The organism is Haloferax marinum (genome assembly GCF_009674625.1).
Lineage (GTDB): Archaea > Halobacteriota > Halobacteria > Halobacteriales > Haloferacaceae > Haloferax > Haloferax marinum.
Genome location: NZ_WKJQ01000001.1, coordinates 1,965,289 through 1,983,018, shown reverse-complemented (window position 1 = coordinate 1,983,018; position 17,730 = coordinate 1,965,289). Strand labels below are relative to the sequence as shown.

At 61.9% G+C, this 17,730-nt stretch carries 16 protein-coding genes; 12 read left to right on the top strand and 4 right to left on the bottom strand.

What is annotated here, in order from left to right:
* The first annotated feature begins 1 nt into the window (after position 1).
* The 8 genes from mbhE to GJR99_RS10045 all read left to right on the top strand — a co-directional run bounded on the left by mbhE (position 2) and on the right by GJR99_RS10045 (position 7,227).
* Entirely contained in the window at positions 2 to 649 is a 648-nt protein-coding gene (gene mbhE / locus GJR99_RS10080; RefSeq protein WP_151111761.1) for a hydrogen gas-evolving membrane-bound hydrogenase subunit E, read from the top strand.
* Positions 646 to 1,074 carry an MnhB domain-containing protein gene (locus GJR99_RS10075; RefSeq protein WP_151111759.1) on the top strand — a complete coding sequence of 143 codons (429 nt, stop codon included), beginning with the start codon at positions 646 to 648 and terminating at the stop codon, positions 1,072 to 1,074. The genes mbhE and GJR99_RS10075 overlap by 4 nt, the downstream gene beginning before the upstream one ends.
* Positions 1,067 to 1,429, top strand: a complete 363-nt coding sequence (locus GJR99_RS10070) for a cation:proton antiporter subunit C (protein WP_225317611.1) — start codon at positions 1,067 to 1,069, stop codon at positions 1,427 to 1,429. Before GJR99_RS10075 ends, GJR99_RS10070 begins: the two co-directional genes overlap by 8 nt.
* Positions 1,426 to 2,928, top strand: coding sequence for a complex I subunit 5 family protein (locus GJR99_RS10065; RefSeq protein ID WP_151111757.1), 1,503 nt, complete (start codon positions 1,426 to 1,428; stop codon positions 2,926 to 2,928). The genes GJR99_RS10070 and GJR99_RS10065 overlap by 4 nt, the downstream gene beginning before the upstream one ends.
* On the top strand, positions 2,925 to 4,541 hold the full coding sequence (locus GJR99_RS10060; RefSeq protein WP_154325976.1) for a proton-conducting transporter transmembrane domain-containing protein: 1,617 nt from the start codon (positions 2,925 to 2,927) through the stop codon (positions 4,539 to 4,541). Before GJR99_RS10065 ends, GJR99_RS10060 begins: the two co-directional genes overlap by 4 nt.
* On the top strand, positions 4,538 to 6,220 hold the full coding sequence (locus tag GJR99_RS10055) for a proton-conducting transporter transmembrane domain-containing protein (RefSeq protein ID WP_151111753.1): 1,683 nt from the start codon (positions 4,538 to 4,540) through the stop codon (positions 6,218 to 6,220). The genes GJR99_RS10060 and GJR99_RS10055 overlap by 4 nt, the downstream gene beginning before the upstream one ends.
* Positions 6,221 to 6,227: 7 nt before the next feature.
* A complete protein-coding gene (locus GJR99_RS10050) occupies positions 6,228 to 6,644 on the top strand; it encodes a hypothetical protein (RefSeq protein WP_151111751.1) in 417 nt (138 codons plus the stop codon).
* Positions 6,645 to 6,750: 106 nt separating this feature from the next.
* The gene (locus GJR99_RS10045) at positions 6,751 to 7,227 is read left to right on the top strand and encodes an Lrp/AsnC family transcriptional regulator (RefSeq protein ID WP_151111749.1); all 477 of its coding nucleotides are present in this window, start codon (positions 6,751 to 6,753) and stop codon (positions 7,225 to 7,227) included.
* 272 nt (positions 7,228 to 7,499) lie between these two features.
* Here the strand turns inward: GJR99_RS10045 and GJR99_RS10040 are convergent, their stop codons facing one another.
* On the bottom strand, positions 7,500 to 8,483 hold the full coding sequence (locus GJR99_RS10040) for an alpha/beta fold hydrolase (protein WP_151111747.1): 984 nt from the start codon (positions 8,481 to 8,483) through the stop codon (positions 7,500 to 7,502).
* 247 nt (positions 8,484 to 8,730) lie between these two features.
* Here GJR99_RS10040 and acs point away from each other — a divergent pair, with 247 nt between their 5' ends.
* Entirely contained in the window at positions 8,731 to 10,722 is a 1,992-nt protein-coding gene (gene acs, locus GJR99_RS10035) for an acetate--CoA ligase (protein ID WP_151111745.1), read from the top strand.
* A gap of 260 nt (positions 10,723 to 10,982) precedes the next feature.
* Here the strand turns inward: acs and GJR99_RS17855 are convergent, their stop codons facing one another.
* Positions 10,983 to 13,217, bottom strand: a complete 2,235-nt coding sequence (locus GJR99_RS17855) for a pentapeptide repeat-containing protein (RefSeq protein WP_151111743.1) — start codon at positions 13,215 to 13,217, stop codon at positions 10,983 to 10,985.
* Between the two features lie 237 nt (positions 13,218 to 13,454).
* On the opposite strand from GJR99_RS17855, the gene GJR99_RS10025 reads away from it, so the two are divergent.
* From GJR99_RS10025 to GJR99_RS10015, 3 genes are all read left to right on the top strand, one after another.
* Positions 13,455 to 14,111, top strand: coding sequence for a CDGSH iron-sulfur domain-containing protein (locus GJR99_RS10025; RefSeq protein WP_151111741.1), 657 nt, complete (start codon positions 13,455 to 13,457; stop codon positions 14,109 to 14,111).
* A 249-nt stretch (positions 14,112 to 14,360) separates the two neighbouring features.
* The gene (locus GJR99_RS10020; protein ID WP_151111739.1) at positions 14,361 to 15,461 is read left to right on the top strand and encodes a ferritin-like domain-containing protein; all 1,101 of its coding nucleotides are present in this window, start codon (positions 14,361 to 14,363) and stop codon (positions 15,459 to 15,461) included.
* An 88-nt stretch (positions 15,462 to 15,549) separates the two neighbouring features.
* Positions 15,550 to 15,900: a DsrE family protein gene (locus GJR99_RS10015; RefSeq protein ID WP_151111737.1), complete on the top strand. Its 351-nt coding sequence runs from the start codon at positions 15,550 to 15,552 to the stop codon at positions 15,898 to 15,900.
* A gap of 71 nt (positions 15,901 to 15,971) precedes the next feature.
* On the opposite strand, the gene GJR99_RS10010 is transcribed toward GJR99_RS10015, so the two are convergent.
* Positions 15,972 to 16,376 (bottom strand): pyridoxamine 5'-phosphate oxidase family protein, encoded by a 405-nt coding sequence (locus GJR99_RS10010; RefSeq protein ID WP_151111735.1) that lies wholly within the window; start codon positions 16,374 to 16,376, stop codon positions 15,972 to 15,974.
* Between the two features lie 98 nt (positions 16,377 to 16,474).
* The gene (locus GJR99_RS10005; protein ID WP_154325975.1) at positions 16,475 to 17,671 is read right to left on the bottom strand and encodes a low temperature requirement protein A; all 1,197 of its coding nucleotides are present in this window, start codon (positions 17,669 to 17,671) and stop codon (positions 16,475 to 16,477) included.
* Between the last annotated feature and the right edge of the window lie 59 nt (positions 17,672 to 17,730).

Here is a 17,730-nt window from a genome sequence, read left to right as displayed (position 1 = left end):
GATGATTACGGAGTTGCTCGTCGCGATTCTGCTCGGCCTCGTCGTGGCCGCTGCAGTCGTCGCTGCGCTCGCACGAGGTATCCTCACGACGCTCGCGGCGTTCGGAGCCTACAGCCTCGGTCTCGCAGTGGTGTGGCTGGTCTTTCGAGCCCCAGACGTCGCACTCACCGAAGCGGCCGTCGGTGCCGGTGTGACGACTGCGCTGTTCCTCGTCGTCGTCGCTCGAACTATCGGATTCGGCGTTCCCCAGCAGCAGAGACAGAACTCGACGCCTTCGTCGGAGTTCGTCGACGGAGACGAAGCAACCCGCGTCGGTGACGCCGGAGCGTCGGAGGGAACACGCCTTCGAACGGCGGTCACAGGCGCGGTTCGACAGGGGCGTCGCCGGTCGGTCGTCGTCGCAAGCCTCGTGACCGGTGGATTACTCCTGACGGTCCCCGCTCTCCCCGTCGTCGGAGCGGCAGACACACCAGGATTCGGGCCGGTGACGGAGTACTATCTCACCGACTCGGCCACACGCGGCATCGACAACGTGGTCACTGCAATCCTCGTCGTCTACCGCGGGTTCGACACGTTCGGTGAGATCGCCGTGGTTGTCACCGCAGTCGTGGCCGCCGTGGCGGTTCTGAACCAGGGGGAAGAGAGATGACGACCCGGCCGACAGACAGCCCAGTCGTGACGGTGACCACCCGACTCGTCGCGATGTTCGTCCTCACGTTCGCCCTGTTTACGCTGTTCCACGGGACGTCGTCTGTCGGCGGCGGATTCCAGGGTGGAGTCATCGCTGCAGCGGCCGTCATCATCCTCGCCTTCGGAGTCGGGATGGAGCGGACCACCGCGTGGCTCTCACCGCGCTGGCTTCTCGCACTCGTCGTCGCGGGTCCGCTCGCGTTCGTCCTGGTCGCGTTTGGTGGCATTCTCGCAGGCGGGTCGTTCCTCCAGTTCGACGTGCTTCCCATCCCCAAGCCGTCGGTCTACGCGACGGAGTTCGTCGAACTCGGCATCGGAGCGACGGTGGCCGGTGTCGTCGTCAGCCTGTTCGTGCGTCTGTCCGGGGGTGTCGACAATGAGTGACCTCGTCATGGTATTTAGCTCTCGGGTCGCATACGTCGCGTTCGCTCTTCTGGTCGGCATCGGCGTGTTCGTCCTCGTCGACTCCGACAACCTCCTGAAGAAGGTCGTCGGACTGAACCTCTTCCAGACGGGCGTGTTCCTGTTTTTCATCACGAGTGCATTCCGTCGCGACGGGAGCGCGCCACTGCTTTCGGGACCGGGTCCGGTAGTCAACCCCCTCCCACACGTCCTCATCCTGACGGCCATCGTCGTCGGTGTGAGTGTCACGGCGGTCGCGCTCGCGCTCCTCGTCCGAGTGTACGACGAGTACGAGACCCTCGACGAGAGCGAGGTCAAGGAGGCACAACAGTCGTGAGTGTGTTGCTCGCGCTCGTCGTCACGGTGCCGCTCGTCGGTGCTGTCCTCCCGCTCGTCGTCGGTCGACGTACTCGCCTGTCTCGGCTCCTAACCGGTGGGATACTCGTCGTCCAGGTCGGTCTCGCTGTCGCGGTGGCCGCAGTTGTCGCTCGACGAGGACCAGTCTCCTCCGTCGTCGGCGGGCTTCCGAGTGAGGTTGGTATCGGCCTCGTCGCCGATGCCGTGACGAGTGCATTCCTCCTCCTCGTCGCTTGCACTGCAGTCGCGTTCTTCGCGATCGTCCGAACTGACAGCACCAGGTTCGGGGACAGTCTGTGGCTCCTCCTCGTCGCAGGGCTCTCTGGAGTGACCGTCACCGCCGACGTGTTCAATCTGTACGTCTTCCTCGAAATCTCTGGACTCGCCGCGTACGCACTCGTGGCGACCGGACGGGGAGCCCCGGCCGCACTCGCCGCGTTCCGGTACCTCCTCGTCGGGACGGTTGGCGCGACGCTCTATCTGCTCGGTGTCGGCTACCTCTACGTCGCGACTGGAACGCTCTCGATGGCCGGACTCAACGCGGCGCTCTCTGCAATCGGCTACGACTCGCCGCTAGTCATCGCGTCGTTCGTCCTCATCGCAGTAGGGTTGGGTGTGAAAATCGCGTTGTTCCCGCTTCACACGTGGAAGCCTGCAGCGTACGCGACCTCACCAGCCGACGTGAGTGCACTCCTCGCGACACTCGTCTCGACGATCGCGGGATACGCTCTCGTGCGATTGACGTTCGGTGTGTACACGCTGGGGTTCCTGACGGACGTGCCCGCCGCCCGAGTCGGCCTCCTCGTCGCGGGGGCGGTGAGCGTCGTCGCAGGGGGCGTCCTGACGCTCCGACAGACCGACATCCGCCGGTTACTCGCCTACTCGTCGGTTCTGCAGTTCGGCCTCATCGTCGTCGCCATCGGTCTCGCGACGCCGGCGGCGGTGACCGGCGCGCTCGTCCTCCTCCTCAGCCACGCCATCGCCAAAGGTGGGTTGTTCGCGTCCGTCGGCATCCTGGCGAGAGAGTTCGACGTGAAAACGGTCGCTGACTACACTGGCCTCGTCCGCGACGCTCCCCTGTTCACAGTCGCTGCGAGCGTCGTGTTCGCGTCACTCGTCGGCCTTCCGCCGACCGCTGGATTCGCCGGGAAGTGGTACGTCGCGCTCGGAGCAGTCGCCGCCGAATCGTGGACCATCGCTGCCCTCGTCGTTGGGAGCACCCTACTGTCGATTCTCTACGTCGGTCGCGTCGTCGAAACGATGGTCTTCGGCACGCCAACTGCCGGCGTTTTGGGACGGGGCGGAAGCGAGACTGGAGGCCAGTCGCACGTGAGCACTGATGGTGGACAACTGCACACACAGAGCCTGACTCGCGCCTCACTCCTCCTCGCCGCCGTCGGGGGTGTCGTAGTCGCCCTCGGTCTCTGGTCGTCCGACCTCGCACTGTGGTTCCAGCCAGTCGTGGAGGGGTGGCTATGACCGACGTCGCGTCCGTCCTTCCAGTGGCCGCGGTGGCCATCCCCGCAGTCGCGATTCCGCTCATCTACGTGTCGCGGTCGAATCCGACACTTCGTGAAGCGTGGACCTTCGTCGCGGCACTCGTAACGTTTGCAGTCGTCGCAACGATGGTCAGGTCTCCGGTCACTCACGTCTCGTCACTCGGGTCCATCGCCGGTATCGAACTCAGCCTACGTGGCGACGCAGCAGGACTCCTGTTCGCACTGCTCGCGTCGACGCTGTGGGTCGTGACGAGCGTCTACAGCGTCGGCTACGTCCGGAGCCTCGAGGAACACGGCCAGACGCGGTACTTCGCGGCCTTCGCCGGGAGCATCGCCGCGACCATGGGCGTCGCACTCGCCGCGAACTTACTGACGCTGTTCGTCTTCTACGAACTCCTGACGCTGGCAACCTACCCGCTCGTCGTCCACGCCGGGACGAAGGCAGCACGCGCTGCCGGGCGCACGTACATCGTGTACACGCTCGGTGGCGGCGTCGTCGCGTTCGCCGGAGTTCTCCTCGTCGCGGTTCTCGTCGGGACGCTCACGTTCGTCCCAGGGGGAATCGCCGCCCTCGCCGCGACTGACTCGGCACTCGCACAGGCGGCGTTCGTCTTCCTCGCCGTCGGGTTCGGGGTCAAAGCAGCAGTCGTCCCGCTCTACAAGTGGCTCCCGGCGGCGATGGTTGCACCAACTCCCGTCTCTGGGCTCTTACACGCTGTTGCAGTCGTCAAGAGTGGCGTGTTCGCTCTCTCTCGGACCGTCCTCTACGTCTTTGGCCCGGAGGCGATGTGGGACCTCGGTGTCGGTCTTCCGCTCGCCGTCTTTGCAGCAGCGACGATGGTCATCGCGGGACTCGTCGGCCTTCGACAGGACAACCTCAAACGTGGCCTCGCGTACTCGACCATCTCGCAACTCTCGTACATCGTGTTGGGACTCGCTATCGCGACGCCCCTTGCGGTGTTTGGCGCGCTCCTCCACGTCGTCGCCCACGCGTTCATGAAGATTACACTGTTCTTCGTCGCGGGCATCGTCGCCGTCGAGACTGGCGAAAAGTACGTCTCGGACCTCGCAGGTGTCGGTCGCAGACTCCCGGTCACGATGACCGTGTTCGCAGTTGCAGCCGCAGGGCTCGTCGGCTTCCCACTCGTCGCGGGGTTCGTCAGCAAGTTCACGCTCGTCGTCGGTGTCGCAGCGGGTCCTGCTCCGGTGTTCGTCGCTGCCTACCTCGTGGCCGGATTGTTGAAACTGCTCTACTTCTGGCCCATCGTCTACGCGGCGTTCTTCGGCCAGCGTGACGGGTCGACGCCGGCGAGTCGACACGCGTTCGCGCCAGCACACGCCGGCGAGGAGGCACGTACTGCGGGGAGCGGAACCGCAGCGAAGAGCCGACACGCCGCCACCGATGGCGGTGACGTCGCCCACCGACTCGGACAGGTCGGGTGGGAGCGACGAACGCTCTCGACCGAGACGACGTCGCTCATGCTCGTCCCGATTCTCGTCACCGTCGGGTTCGCCGTCGTCCTCGGTGTCGTCCCGAGTTACCTTCCGTTCTGGGACCTCGCCGAGACCGTGGTCTGGGAGGTGTTCGGATGACCGAGTTCTTGACGCTCGCCCCTCCGTGGGTTGCGTTCGTCCTCGCACTGCTCGTCGTGGCCGTCACCCCGCGGGCGGTCGGGACGGCCGTCGGAGTCGTTCTCGTCGGACTCACTATCCCGTGGATGTGGGCTATCGACGCCGGGTCCTACCTCGTGGTCTCACCCTTCGGCTTCGAACAAGTCCTCTTCACCGTCGACGAGGTCACCCGCCCAGTCGTGATTCTCTTCGGCTTTATCGCCGCTGTCAACCTCGCGTACGGCTATGCGACCGACGCCGATTCGAGACAACAACTCTACGCACTGTCGTACATGGGTGCCGGCGTCGTCGCGGTGCTCGCAGGTGACTGGCTGACCCTCCTCGTCGGGTGGGAACTACTCGCGGTGACCGCGACCGTTCTCGTCTGGCACCACGGCGGTGACGCCGTCAGACCTGCGTTCAGATACGCGATTTACCACCTCGTCGGTGGGGCGTTCCTCGTCGCAGCCGTCGCGTTCCACTTCGCGACGACTGGGTCGTTCGTCTATGACGGTGGCCTCGCGGGAGGACTGCCGAGAACGCTGGCACTCGTCGGTGTCGGCGTCAACCTCGGCTTCATCGGACTCCACTTCTGGCTACCAGAGACTTACCCCCGGCCGCACGTCGCAGCGAGCGTCGTCCTCGCGGCTTTCACGACCAAAGTCGCCGTCGTGGTCCTCTACCGAGTCGCACCCGACGGTGCGGTCCTCGTCGCGTGGTTGGGTGGCATCATGATCGTCTACGGAGTCACGCAGGCCATCTTCCAGACCGACATGCGCCGCCTCCTGTCGTACCACATCGTCTCGCAGGTGGGGTACATGGTCGTCGCACTCGGAATCGGCACTGCTGCTGGGGTCTCCGGTTCGTTCGCCCATCTCGTGGCGCACGTCCTCTACAAGGGCTTGCTGTTCATGGTCGCCGGCGTACTCATCTACCGGACTGGAAAGCGCTCACTCAAACACCTCGGGGGCCTCGCCCGCGTGATGCCAGTGACGTTCGTGGCGTTCCTCGTCGCCGCACTCGCCATCACCGGGGCACCAGGCTTCTCTGGGTTCGTCAGCAAAGGTCTCATCACGAAGGCCGTCGAGAGCACGGGAGAGACAGTGCTGTGGTGGATGCTCGTCGTCGGCAGTGTCGGGACGGTGCTGTCGTTCGCCAAGTTCGGCTACTACGCGTTCGTCCGAACCGCTCCGGACGACCTCGACGTACGGCCCACCAGCCTCACCCTCCGGGCAGTGTTGATCGCTATCGCAATCCCGTCGGTCGTGTTCGGCATCTTCCCAGAGGCACTCCTCGGTTCGATGCCCGGCGACGCTGGTGGGTTCGACGCGTACGCGACGAGTGAACTCCTCAAAGCCGGCGCTGTCCTCGCCATCGGTATCCTCGGGTTCGTCGTGTTCCGAACGCGACTCGCACGGATACACCTCGTCGACGTCGACCGAGTCCTCTACCCACTCGCCGTCCGTGGCACGACAGCGCTCTCTGTCGGGGCGGTCGCCACCAGCGACGCAGCGAGCCACGCAGCTGCGTCGCTCGTCGAACGTACCGCCTCGCTCGTCGGGGCCGAACCGCGACTGAGCGACACCATCCAGTCAGCCCTCGTCCTGCTGTTCGCAACGGTGGGGTTCGCACTCAGTGTCGTTCTCCTCACACCATACTAACACAATCATGACCAGAAACATCGACATGGCCGCTGTACCGAACTACGAGAACCTCATCGAGATGCTTCGCGACCGCTTCGGTCAGAACCTCCGTTGGGTCGCGTCGTTCGATTCCAAGACGTACAACTACACCGTCGAATACATCCGACCGGACCTGAAGACCGAACTCTCGAACCACCAGTTCGACGTCGTCGTCCACCGGTCGATTGCACTCTTCCGACGCCCCTACATCGAAGAGGTCTACACCCACCTCGGGAACGTGAACGCACTCGTCCTCCAGCACGACCGGGCGACTGCCGTTCACCTGTACCTCTCGGATACAACCGGCGTCATCGTCAAAATCAAAGCCGGGAACAGTGTCTCGATTCCAGAGTTCACCAACGACTGTATCGCAGCGTTGTACCCGGAGGAACAAAAGCAGTGAACGGTGTTCGAACAGAGTGCGGTGTCATCCGTCACGCGAGAGGAGCCACCACACCGAGAGCTACGCAAAACAAGACTACTTCACGCACCCACCCAACTGAGATGCTATGACGCTCAAAGGACTCGACGACCTGGACAGGCGGATTCTTCACGAACTCCAGCGGGACGCACGGCACGTCTCGTCACGTGACATCGCCGATTCCGTCGACGCCTCCCCGAGCACGGTACGCAAGCGTATTCAACGACTCGAATCAGAGGAAATCATCACCGGCTACCACGCTGCAGTCGACTACGAACGAGCGGGCTACCAACTCTTCGTCCAGATGGAGTGTACGGCCGTGATTCCCGTCCGTGGCGACCTGAGTGAGCGTGCGCTCGAGGTCGAAGGCGTCGTCAGCATTCGAGAGCTGGCGACTGGGGAAGACAACGTCCTCGTGAGTGCCGTCGGGGAAGACTCGAACGACCTCGCACGAATCGCCCGCGAACTGACTGACCTCGGGCTTCGCGTCGCTGACGAAGACCTGATTCGGAGAGATATCCGTCGGGCCTTCTCGGGGTTCGAGTCCGAACACCCGACGTATTAATCGACGGAACGGCAGAGTGATTTTCATATCATACAATTGGCGTCAAACGGCTTTCACTCCCGAACTTGCTCCAGACTGGTTTCTCGATGTGGTTGGAAGAGAGAAACATCGCACTGTTCGTTCAGATTCGAGTCGCCAGACGACGCCACGAATACACCAGTACTGTCACAGGCAGTGCCGTCTCACGCTGCTCGTGAGAGTTCCGTCGGGTCTGTCTCCCTCTGTAGATTGTGTACACTCTGGGCGTGCGGCACCCGACGGCACGTGTTCTGTCACTCGACATCGCCGAGGAAACTCCGCACAGACGCTGCCACCTCTTCAGGGAAGTCGAGCCACGGAAGATGGCCGGCGTCGGCCAACAGTTCCAGCCTCGCTCCTGGGATGCGGTCGACCAGCGACTGGGCGTCGTCTTTCGACGCTAATCCTTCGTCGGTCCCCCATATCACGAGCGTGGGGCCCTGCCGAGAGAGTTCATCTGCTCCAAGCTTCAACGTCGGGTCGTAGTCCAGACCGCTGCCCCTGAACGCTGGGAGGGTGCGCATCTGCTCTGCATACGTTCCGGTCTCGGTGAACAGTGCGTCGGACCAGGCCCAGTACGCTTCTGGAATGCGGCCGGCCTCGATGCTCTTCCCATGACCGATCGACTTCAGCATCGATTGTTGCATCCTCCGTCCTGGTGTCACCGCCGTCAACAACCGCCAGGCACCTGGCACGAGGAGCAACTTCTCGCCGAAGGGGACGGGGATATCCTCGACCAACCATGGTGCGCCGAGGTGGACGACCCCTCGAACCCGCTCAGGTGCCCGCAGCGCCGCCTTCATTGCCAGCGCGCTCCCCGAAGACGACGCCACCACGTGGGCGCGTTCGACACCCATGGCATCGAGCGTATCCGTGACCAGATGGTCCAACCAGGTGGTGACGTTGTCCTTCGAAATCTCGAACGGTGCCGAAAGTCCACCTGGCGGCAGGTCCGGTATCAAACAGCTGAATTCGTCGAGAGACGCCACCAGCGGTGCGAAGTTTGTTCCGCTGGTCGGCGAACCGTGGAGAAAAAGGATGGGGTCACCGCTCCCGACTTCCTGAACCCGGATGGTGGTGCCCAAAGTGTCGAGCTCGACGAATCGTTCTTCGGGCTCGGTTCCGTACTGGTGCCAGAACTGCAGCTCCGCCTGACGATATGCGAGTTCGGTCTGAGTCACAGCTCCTTCGAGACGAGTCTTCTCAAGCCCTCCACCCGGTGCGTTCGTTTCAGCCATTCCACTGGTATTAAGGCTGGAAATATATATGTAATCTTCTTTCGTGAAGGTTATTCGTTCTTCGACCCCTCCTGCCCCGAAGCACCACCGAGTGTGGACTCACCGGACAGGCAAGTGGGAACGCGCCGTCGTACCGAGACTCCTCATCGCAGTCGATTTCGGGAGCGACAGGTGGACAGACCCCAGCTTAGCCCTCTGCGTCCATGTTTATGATTATTGATGACGAATTTTACCAGGGTGGTCGGTGATGTCACACGAAGAACGTTCTACCATCGAAGCACGACTTGCAGAAGAGGAGTATTACAGTCCGAACCCGGAGTTCATCGGACAGGCAAACGTCAGCGACCGGTCAGTGTACGACCGATTCGACGAGTTCCCCGACGGGTTCGAAGAGTACGCCGAACTCCTCGACTGGGACGAACACTGGACCGACGTTCTGGACGCCAGTAATCCGCCGTTTTACGACTGGTTCGTCGGAGGCAAACTCAACGCCTCGTACAACTGTATCGACCGTCACCTCGACGCACACCGCGACAAGACGGCGATTATCTGGGAGGGCGAGCCAGGAGATAGCCGACGACTGGCCTATCAGGACCTCTACCGCGAGGTCAACGAGTTCGCTGCGATGTTCCGAGACGCCGGTATCGGGGCCGACGACGTCGTCACGTTTCATCTCCCGGTGATTCCGGAACTCCCGATTGGGATGCTCGCTGCGGCCAGAATCGGCGCGCCCCACAGTGTGGTGTTCGGTGGGTTCACGGCAGCGGCGCTCGCGAATCGACTAGACGACGCCAACAGCCGATATCTCGTGACCATCGACGGCTACTACAGACGCGGGAAGTTCCTCGACCACAAACAGAAGGCCGACGAGGCCGTCGAGCAGGCGAGCGTCGACGTCGACACCGTGTTCGTCCTCCAGCGAGAGAAAGAACTCCACCCCGAAACGAAGATCGTCGAGGGGCGCGACGTCGTCGTCGAAGACGTCCGGTCGCAGTACCGTGGTGCCCACGTCGAGCCAGTTCCGCGGGCGTCCGACGACATCCTCTTTTTGATGTACACCAGCGGGACGACGGGGAAACCGAAAGGTGCTCAACACGGGACTGGCGGGTATCTCAGTTACGTCGCCGGCACGTCGAAGTACCTCTTCGACATCCACTCGACGGACACCTACTGGTGTCTGGCCGACATCGGTTGGATTACCGGTCACTCGTACATGGTCTACGGGCCCCTCCTCCTGGGCGCGACGTCGATGATGTACGAAGGAGCGCCTGACCACCCGCACAAAGGGTACATCTGGGAACTGGCCGAGAAGCACGCCGTCGACATCTTCCACACCTCTCCGACCGCCGTACGGATGTTCATGAAGTGGGGTGAGACCCACCTCGAGCCGTACGACTTCGAGTTCAAACTACTGGTCAGCGTCGGCGAACCGATCCAACCCGAGGTCTGGCGGTGGTACTACGACCACGTCGGCCGTGGGGACACCGTCATCATCGACACGTGGTGGCAGACCGAGACGGGTGGGGTGGTGATGAGCAACCTCCCCGCACTCGCGGATATGAAACCCGGAAGCGTCGGACACCCGATGCCGGGTATCCAGGCGACGGTTCTCGACGACGACGGGAACGAAATCGAACCAGGAACCGGGACGGCAGGCAACCTCGTCTTGACCCGTCCGTGGCCGGGCATCCTCCAGACGCTCTACGGTGACGACGAACGGTACATCAGCGAGTACTGGGAGAAGTTCTCCGACCTCGAGAGCCGAAACATGGACGATTGGATCTACCGGACGGGAGACGGGGCGGTCGAAGCCGCAGACGGCTACTTCCGGATTCTCGGTCGGCTCGACGACGTGATGAACGTCTCCGGCCATCGGCTGGGAAGTATGGAGTTAGAGAGTACCATCGTCGAGGTGCCGGCAGTCGCAGAGGCCGCCGTCGTCGCTCGGGACGACCCCGTGAAGGGACAGGTTCCGGACGCCTACGTGGTTCTGAAAGAAGGAGTGGAACCTTCTGACGACCTTCGAGAGGCCGTCGTTGCCTCTGTTGCAGAGGGCATCGGGAAGTTCGCCCGCCCCGCCCACGTCGAGTTCGTCGATGCGCTGCCGTACACCAAGAGCGGGAAAATCATGAGACGACTGCTCTCCGACATCAGCAACGATAGAGAACTCAGCGACACGACCACACTCGAGGACCCGAGCGTCCCCGAACAGATACGCAGACAAGTACAGGGCGCGTGACGAGTCGGCACACAGTGAGGCACGTTCTGACCGTCGTGTGGAACTGAACCAACTCTCGTACCCCGCCGCAACGACGTCATGAACGGCGGGGGGGCGTCCAAGTGAGTCGAGGGAAACAGAGACCAAATCGACAGACACCGAAGAGATTAATCCAACTCTGTTACTCACCACGACGCATTCCAGCCGGTTTCAGGAATGAGAGGCCGCTGTTACGTCCCTTGCAGAGAAAATCAGGAGTTCGTCCGGTTGGCCGAACAGGGTTATCTCGCCGCTCGTCGACCGAGCACGAACACGAGGAGGGCGAGTAAGAGCGCGCCACTCGCAGTCTCGAGGATGGTCAGGAACTGTCCAATCGTTCCGACCGGGCGGAAGTCGCCGAAGCCCAGCGCCGTGAACGTCAGCGTGCTGTAGTAGAGACTCTCCCAAAGGACACTCGGGTCACCAGGAAGTTGGGTCCACGACACTGCACGGCCGAGGCCACCGTCGGGTTCGACTGGGTGAACCCACCCGCCCAGCAGGTAGACAACCGAGAACAGTCCGACGACTGCCCCCGACCACCCGACGACGCGACCGAAGCTTTCACCGTACCCGAACAGCGCGCGCTGGAGTAGCGCGAATCCGTACTCTAGTCCGGTCGCCTGCCGCGTCTGCATGTCCTGCCGGAGGACGAAGAACCGTCGTTGCCACTCGGGCAGGGCGTTGTCGGCCGCCAGTCGTTCGAACTGACGGTAGACGCCGCCCGCCCGGACTTCGGGGTCGTCTGCTCGCTCGTCGGAACCCCCGTCGTCAGGACCGCTCGAAACGTCCTCGGTCTCGGAGAGGTCGTAGCGACTCGCGGGGTCGTAGACACAGCGACACTCGTCTGTTCCGGTCGGACCCAGAACGATTCGTTCGAGGCGGTCGGTGAGACTCCACCCGGTCTCGTCGGAGTCGGATACCGCAGACATCTTCTCGAACGTCCCTTCGTTGATTTGCACGTCGCCGAAGACGGCCCCTTCGAGACGAGCGCCCGCGAGTCGTGTGTCGAACAGGTCCGCCCGGTTCAACAGTGCGCGTTCGAGGTTCGCCCCAGAGAGGTCTGCGCCACTCAGGTCCGCGTCTGTGAGGTTCGATTTCGATAGATTGGCCCCCGAGAGGTCCTCGTCTCGAAGGTCCTGTCCCTCCAAGTCGGTTTCGGTGAGAATCGCACTCGCGAGTACAGGCCCCGATGGGAGAGACGCATCCCGAAGTAGTGCCCCGTCGAAATTAGCGTCGGTGAGGTTGGTGGCCAACAGGTCGGCGTCGGTGAGGTCTGCTCCAGATAGGTTGGTGTCTGTGAGGTTGGCCTCTCTCAGGGAGGCGCTGGTGAGGTTAGCCTCTTCTAGGTCAGTGTCAGTGAGGTTTGCCCTATACACGTCGGCCTCGGTGAGGTCGGCCTCTCTCAAGTTGGCATCAGTGAGGTCGGCGCCGGTCAGGAGGGCGCCGGTGAGGTTGGCCCCAATCAGGTCGGCGTCGGTTATGTCGGAGCCTCTCAAGTTGGCGTGGGTGAGTTTGGCATCTCTCAAATTGGCGTCGATAAGGTCGGCCCCAATCAGATCGGCGTCGATGAGGTCGACTTCTCTCAGGTCGGCGTCGGTGAGGTCGGCCGCCCCCAGGTCAACCCCGTTGAGATCGGCCGTCTCCAGGTCGGCTCCGGTAAGGTTGGCCCCGAACGAGAGCGCGTCGGTGAGGTCCGCTTCCCCCAGAGTTGCTCCGGTGAGGTCCGCCTCTCCCAAGTAGGCACCAGTGAGGTCGGCCCTGGACAGGGAGGCGTCGGTGAGGTCCGCCTCTCCCAAGTAGGCACCAGTGAGGTCGGCCCCGGACAGGGAAGCGTCGGTGAGGTCCGCTTCCCCCAGAGTTGCTCCGGTGAGGTCCGCCTCTCCCAAGTAGGCACCAGTGAGGTCGGCCATCAACAGGGAGGCGTCGGTGAGGTCGGCGCCAACCAGATCGACGTCGGTGAGATCTGCCCTCGAAAGGGTGGCATCGGTGAGGTCGGCCATCAACAGGGAAGCATCGCTGAGGTCAACCTCTCTCAGGTCGGCGTCAGTAAGGTTGGCTTCTCTCAGATCGACATCGGTGAGGTCGGCCCTGGACAGGTCGGCCTCGGTGAGGTTAGCACCGAACAGGTTGGCCCCGGACAGGTTAGCAGCAGTGAGGTCTACGCCGCTGGAGTCAGCGCCCCGAAGCGACGTCTCCTCGAACGAGAGTTTGTCGCCCACACCCACTCCACGTAGCACCGCCCCATCCAGCAACTCGCCCACGCCGTGCGTCTGTTCGCGAACATCCGGCGGCGTACGGGCATCTTGTAGCGTCCCGACCGTCTTGTAGTCAGTCTCCTCGGGGTCGGCGTGCCACGCACAGTGGTCATCGTCCGGGAGAGACTCACGATAACAACAACTCTGTCGAAGGGATGCCACCCCCATCTCGTGGTCAGGAGCGTACGTGTATCCACACCGACCTGTCGGCGAAGCGTCCATCAATCTACACGGAGCGTCACCACGCGGTGGCTTATGTGTCCCGGAGCGGATAATCTGGTAGGTTGATACTTCCGACGGTCGAGTCCGCACTCGGTTAGAAAATCGTTCGACAAGAGACTCAACCTATTTTCGGAGAACACGGCGAACTGCCCTACATTGTCTAACACGTCCACATCACAGAGCGACGAACACCGGTGCTAGTTATGGTATTATCGTGTTTGCAACCCGTTAACATGTATGGAACAGGACGTACACGAGTACGAGGGGTCGGACGTCACGGTACAGTACGACGTGAAACGGTGTATCCACGCACGTGAATGCGTCAAGGGGCTTCCAACCGTGTTCGACCCCGACGAGCGCCCCTGGATTCGGCCAGATAACGCCGATGCAGACGACCTCGCGGCAGTCATCACGAAGTGTCCGACGGGCGCGCTACACTTCGAGCGGAAAGACGGAGGGTGGGAAGAGACACCTCCCAACGAGAACACCGTCGAAGTCAGCCACGATGGTCCACTCTACGTCCGTGGAGACGTCGAGATTACCGACGAAGACGAGACGGTGTTGCTCTCGGACACGCGTATCGCGTTGTGTCGCTGTGGTGCGTCGGCGAACAAGCCCCTCTGCGACAACAGTCACCTCGACGTGGACTTCGAGGCACCGGGAACAGTCAGTGAGGGCCACGAATCCGATGGGTCGACAGACCGAGAGCTTTCGGTGATACCGACACACGACGGCCCACTCCACGTCGAAGGAGCGTTCGAGATAGTCGGCCAAGACGACGGGTCATCGTATCACGCTGGCGACGCCTGGCTCTGTCGCTGTGGCGGGTCGCAGAACAAGCCGTTCTGTGACAACACACACGTGAAGATTGGGTTTAGGACAGACGACGACTGAAGGGGTCGACCAGAACCCCTGGAGGCCGCCCATCAGACGGTGCTCGGTCGGTGCCGAAGCGCTGGTCATCGTCCCTCGTGGTGACGGAGTTCGGAAGTGTACAGAGCAACTATTGGCCGCCTCGTTGGACGCCGCGCTTCGAGAACACGACCGAGTGGCAGAACACACGAGGGAGAGACACGAAGACCCCAGTTCGACTGTGGTGTCCCACCCTCTATCTTGATGCTTCTTGTTGTCGATTGATTGACTATGGCTATCGAGACACGAACAGCGCTTACAGAACACCTCCAGTGGGCGATGCAGGTCGAACTTTCGACGGTTCCGACCTACCTCTATGCGATGTACTCCATCGACGACAACGGCTCTGACCCGTACAAACTCATCCGGAGCGTCGTCGTCGAGGAGATGCTTCACACAGCACTCGCTGCCAACCTCGTGGTCGCCGTCGGCGGCAACCCGCGGTTCTACGACGAGAGCGTCCTCCCCTCGTACCCGATGGACCTCCCCCACCACGACCCCCCGATTCGGATGAACCTCGAGCGATGTAGCCCTGACTTTATCGAGCGGGTCTGCATGCCAATCGAACATCCAGGGGCAGTCGGTGCAGTTCCAGAAGACGACAACTACGAGACCATCGGGCAGTTCTATCTCGCAATCGAAGAGGCAATCGAACGACTCGACGACGACGGAAGCCTGTTCGACGACCCACAGGTCGAACGGCAGATGCTGCATCCAGGCTATTACGCACCAGTCGAGTTCGACGAAACCGACAGTGGCGGTCTCCACCCAATCGAGGACATCGAAAGCGCCCGTCGAGCCATCGAGACGGTCATCCATCAAGGAGAGGGACTGCGGGACGAACACTGGGCAGACCCCTCACACCACGAGATGACCCACTACTACAAGTTCAAGGCAATCGCGAACGGGACCTACCACCTCGGGGAGGTGCGCCCCGTCTTAGAGAACCCGACGACGGACGACTTCGACCCAGCGTTACACCCCGTCTCTGACCTGTTCAACGCGGCGTACAGCTACACGTACGTCCTCATGGACGAACTGTACACGACAACCGACAGAGACACCAAGGACGCGCTGGTCCGTGACCTCTACACAGTCATGTCCGGTATGCTGTCCCCGTTGGCCCGGTACCTGACGAGTCGGCCAGCGTCCGAGACCAGCGAAACCCATGCAGCACCGACGTTCGAGTTCTATCGCTTCGACGATTCGTCGACACCGTGGGCGCAGATTCGGGGACTGACGACCACTGTCGCCAGAGAGACGGGCGAACTAGTCCAACTCAACGGTGTCGTAGAGAGTCTACAGACGAGACCTCCTCTCACGACCGGGTGACCATCGTACGCTCTCGAACACGACGACTCTCGTACGCGACGACTCTCGCACACTCTACTCCTATGCCGATGGGCGTCGTCTCTCTCTTATGAAGACCGTGGTTCACGTGTCTGCACAGAATCCGGGGGACCAGGAGCACGCCATGGTGAACACGCTGAACATGCTGTACGACGAGAGCGTTTCCGAACCGGGCGACGAGGTGACGGTGGTTGCAAACGGGGCTGGTGTCCGAATGTTCGTCGAGGCGACTGCGTCGAAACGGGAGATGGTCGAAGAACTCCAAGAGTGGGGGGTTACCCTGCTCGTCTGCCGGAACGCACTTCGAGGGATGGGGATATCCGACGACGAGTTGCTCCCTGGGGTCGAGAGCGTCCCCTCTGGGTCCGGCGCACTCGCACGACTCCAAGACGAAGGGTTCGGATACATCAAAGCGCCGTAGCACTCACTGCAAGACACGAACGCCGACGACACACACGAACGCCGACGGTACGGGCCTACTGCAAAAAGAGGTCAGTACGTCCGGTAGGCGACAGACCCGACATCGATTCGGACGAGGACGTTCTCCGACCACGCGTCGTCATCGACACCGTACTTTCGGTTGATTCGTGTATTGGCTTCCCGAATTTCGTCTTCGTCTTCGACGAGCGTCGCTGTTCCGCGGATAGTGACCATCCACTCGGGGATGCCGTCGTGGTCCTGTTCCATCGATATCGACACGTGAGGATTCTTCTGGATGTTCGCGAGTTTGACTCCCGTCGTGAGTATCTCGACGACACCGTCCTCGTATCGGTACCAGAGTGGGGCTGAGTGGGGTCGACCGTCGGCACAGGTTGCCAAGTGAGCGACGACCAACTCGCCCGTGAGGAGTTCTTCGACTTCGGACGGGATTTCCTGCCCTGTACGATGCGTGTTCATACGTACTAGAGACGTCATTTCTGAGCAAAAGCGTGACTCCGACAGCCTCGGGCGGCCAACCCGACGCCTGTGGCCGTCTGTTCGTTGGTCTCGGTGCGTCAGTGTTCGGCGTCGGCATCGAGTTGACGAGTAGCTGTTTGCGGAGCCCGGAAGTCCAGTGCGATGACTGCGAGCAACGAGCCTGCGACGAGTACGAGAGTGACGATTGGAGACAGTTGGATACCGAGACCAGGGTAGAGGAACAGAGCAACCGCGACTAACAGACGAATCCTGAACACGTGACCGTCGATGCTGTGTGGAATCGCCCGGTGACAGAGACTCGTGCCGACAAGGAACAACGCGACACCTCCACCCACGACGCCCACTGCCCCAGGTTCGGGTGCATGGCCAGTCAGCGACGACTCCAGCAAGATGATGATACCAATCCCGCCGGCGACGATTCCCATGTGTGTGAAGTAGTGGCTGAACGTGTAGACCAATCCACGCTGTCGCGCATTGAGCCAGGATTCAGATGTCGGATTGAGAATCCGGTCGATGAGAGCTTCGTCGAAATGTCGGAAGTAGAGCCACCACATCGAGACGGCGACCAGGAAGCCGAGTGCTCCGATTATGAGTGTCTCGGGTCCGGGGTCCGTAATCGACGTCCCGAACGAGACGGCGAGGACAGTCTCACCCAGAACGATGATGGTGAAGAGTCCAAGCCGCTCGGGCAGGTGTGACGACTGCTTGACCACGGCACCGGTGGCAGTGTAAATCACGGAGGCACCGCCGAGACTGATGACGACCGCAGCACCCCAGAGTCCGAATCGCCCCGGTTCGGGGACGAACAGCGACAACGCGACGATAGCCGTGGTGAGCACGTTGGAGAGTGTGAAGTACTGAACGAACCGCTTTTCGGCACCTTCGATGTGTTGTGCACGATAGTAGAACAGCGTGATAATCGCCCGAAGGACGACCACTGCGAGCCCAAACGCGAACGACTCGCCATTGAGCGCGTCGTCGGCAGTCTGGGCGAGGAAGATGACGATGAACATCGCGGCGACCATCATGAGTCGGGAGAACAGGTCCTCCGTGTCGAAGAGGTCGGCGTAATAGCTGAACCCGAGCCAGACCCACCAAATCATCAGGAAGAGGCCTGCAAAGCCCAGCACCCCCCTGAGCGTCAAGTGGTGGTGGAGATAACTGCCGAGTTCCGCGATCGCGACGACGAAGACGAGGTCGAAGAACAGTTCTAACCACGTCGCATGGCGAACGTCCTCGCCTTCGTCACCCCCGATTCTCGGTGGCCGTTTCAACACTCCCCTGAACGGACTCCTGTTCTGTGACACGTCCCTTCGCCCCACTCGCGGTCGCT

Bases quoted from the DNA above. Each gene is read 5' to 3' on its own strand.
- GJR99_RS10045 (WP_151111749.1), top strand. From the start codon at position 6,751: ATGACGCTCAAAGGACTCGACGACCTGGACAGGCGGATTCTTCACGAA.
- GJR99_RS10020 (WP_151111739.1), top strand. From the start codon at position 14,361: ATGGCTATCGAGACACGAACAGCGCTTACAGAACACCTCCAGTGGGCG.
- GJR99_RS17855 (WP_151111743.1), bottom strand. From the start codon at position 13,217: ATGGACGCTTCGCCGACAGGTCGGTGTGGATACACGTACGCTCCTGAC.
- GJR99_RS10060 (WP_154325976.1), top strand. From the start codon at position 2,925: ATGACCGACGTCGCGTCCGTCCTTCCAGTGGCCGCGGTGGCCATCCCC.
- GJR99_RS10040 (WP_151111747.1), bottom strand. From the start codon at position 8,483: ATGGCTGAAACGAACGCACCGGGTGGAGGGCTTGAGAAGACTCGTCTC.
- mbhE (WP_151111761.1), top strand. From the start codon at position 2: ATGATTACGGAGTTGCTCGTCGCGATTCTGCTCGGCCTCGTCGTGGCC.
- GJR99_RS10075 (WP_151111759.1), top strand. From the start codon at position 646: ATGACGACCCGGCCGACAGACAGCCCAGTCGTGACGGTGACCACCCGA.
- GJR99_RS10055 (WP_151111753.1), top strand. From the start codon at position 4,538: ATGACCGAGTTCTTGACGCTCGCCCCTCCGTGGGTTGCGTTCGTCCTC.
- GJR99_RS10050 (WP_151111751.1), top strand. From the start codon at position 6,228: ATGACCAGAAACATCGACATGGCCGCTGTACCGAACTACGAGAACCTC.
- acs (WP_151111745.1), top strand. From the start codon at position 8,731: ATGTCACACGAAGAACGTTCTACCATCGAAGCACGACTTGCAGAAGAG.
- GJR99_RS10025 (WP_151111741.1), top strand. From the start codon at position 13,455: ATGGAACAGGACGTACACGAGTACGAGGGGTCGGACGTCACGGTACAG.
- GJR99_RS10070 (WP_225317611.1), top strand. From the start codon at position 1,067: ATGAGTGACCTCGTCATGGTATTTAGCTCTCGGGTCGCATACGTCGCG.
- GJR99_RS10015 (WP_151111737.1), top strand. From the start codon at position 15,550: ATGAAGACCGTGGTTCACGTGTCTGCACAGAATCCGGGGGACCAGGAG.
- GJR99_RS10010 (WP_151111735.1), bottom strand. From the start codon at position 16,376: ATGAACACGCATCGTACAGGGCAGGAAATCCCGTCCGAAGTCGAAGAA.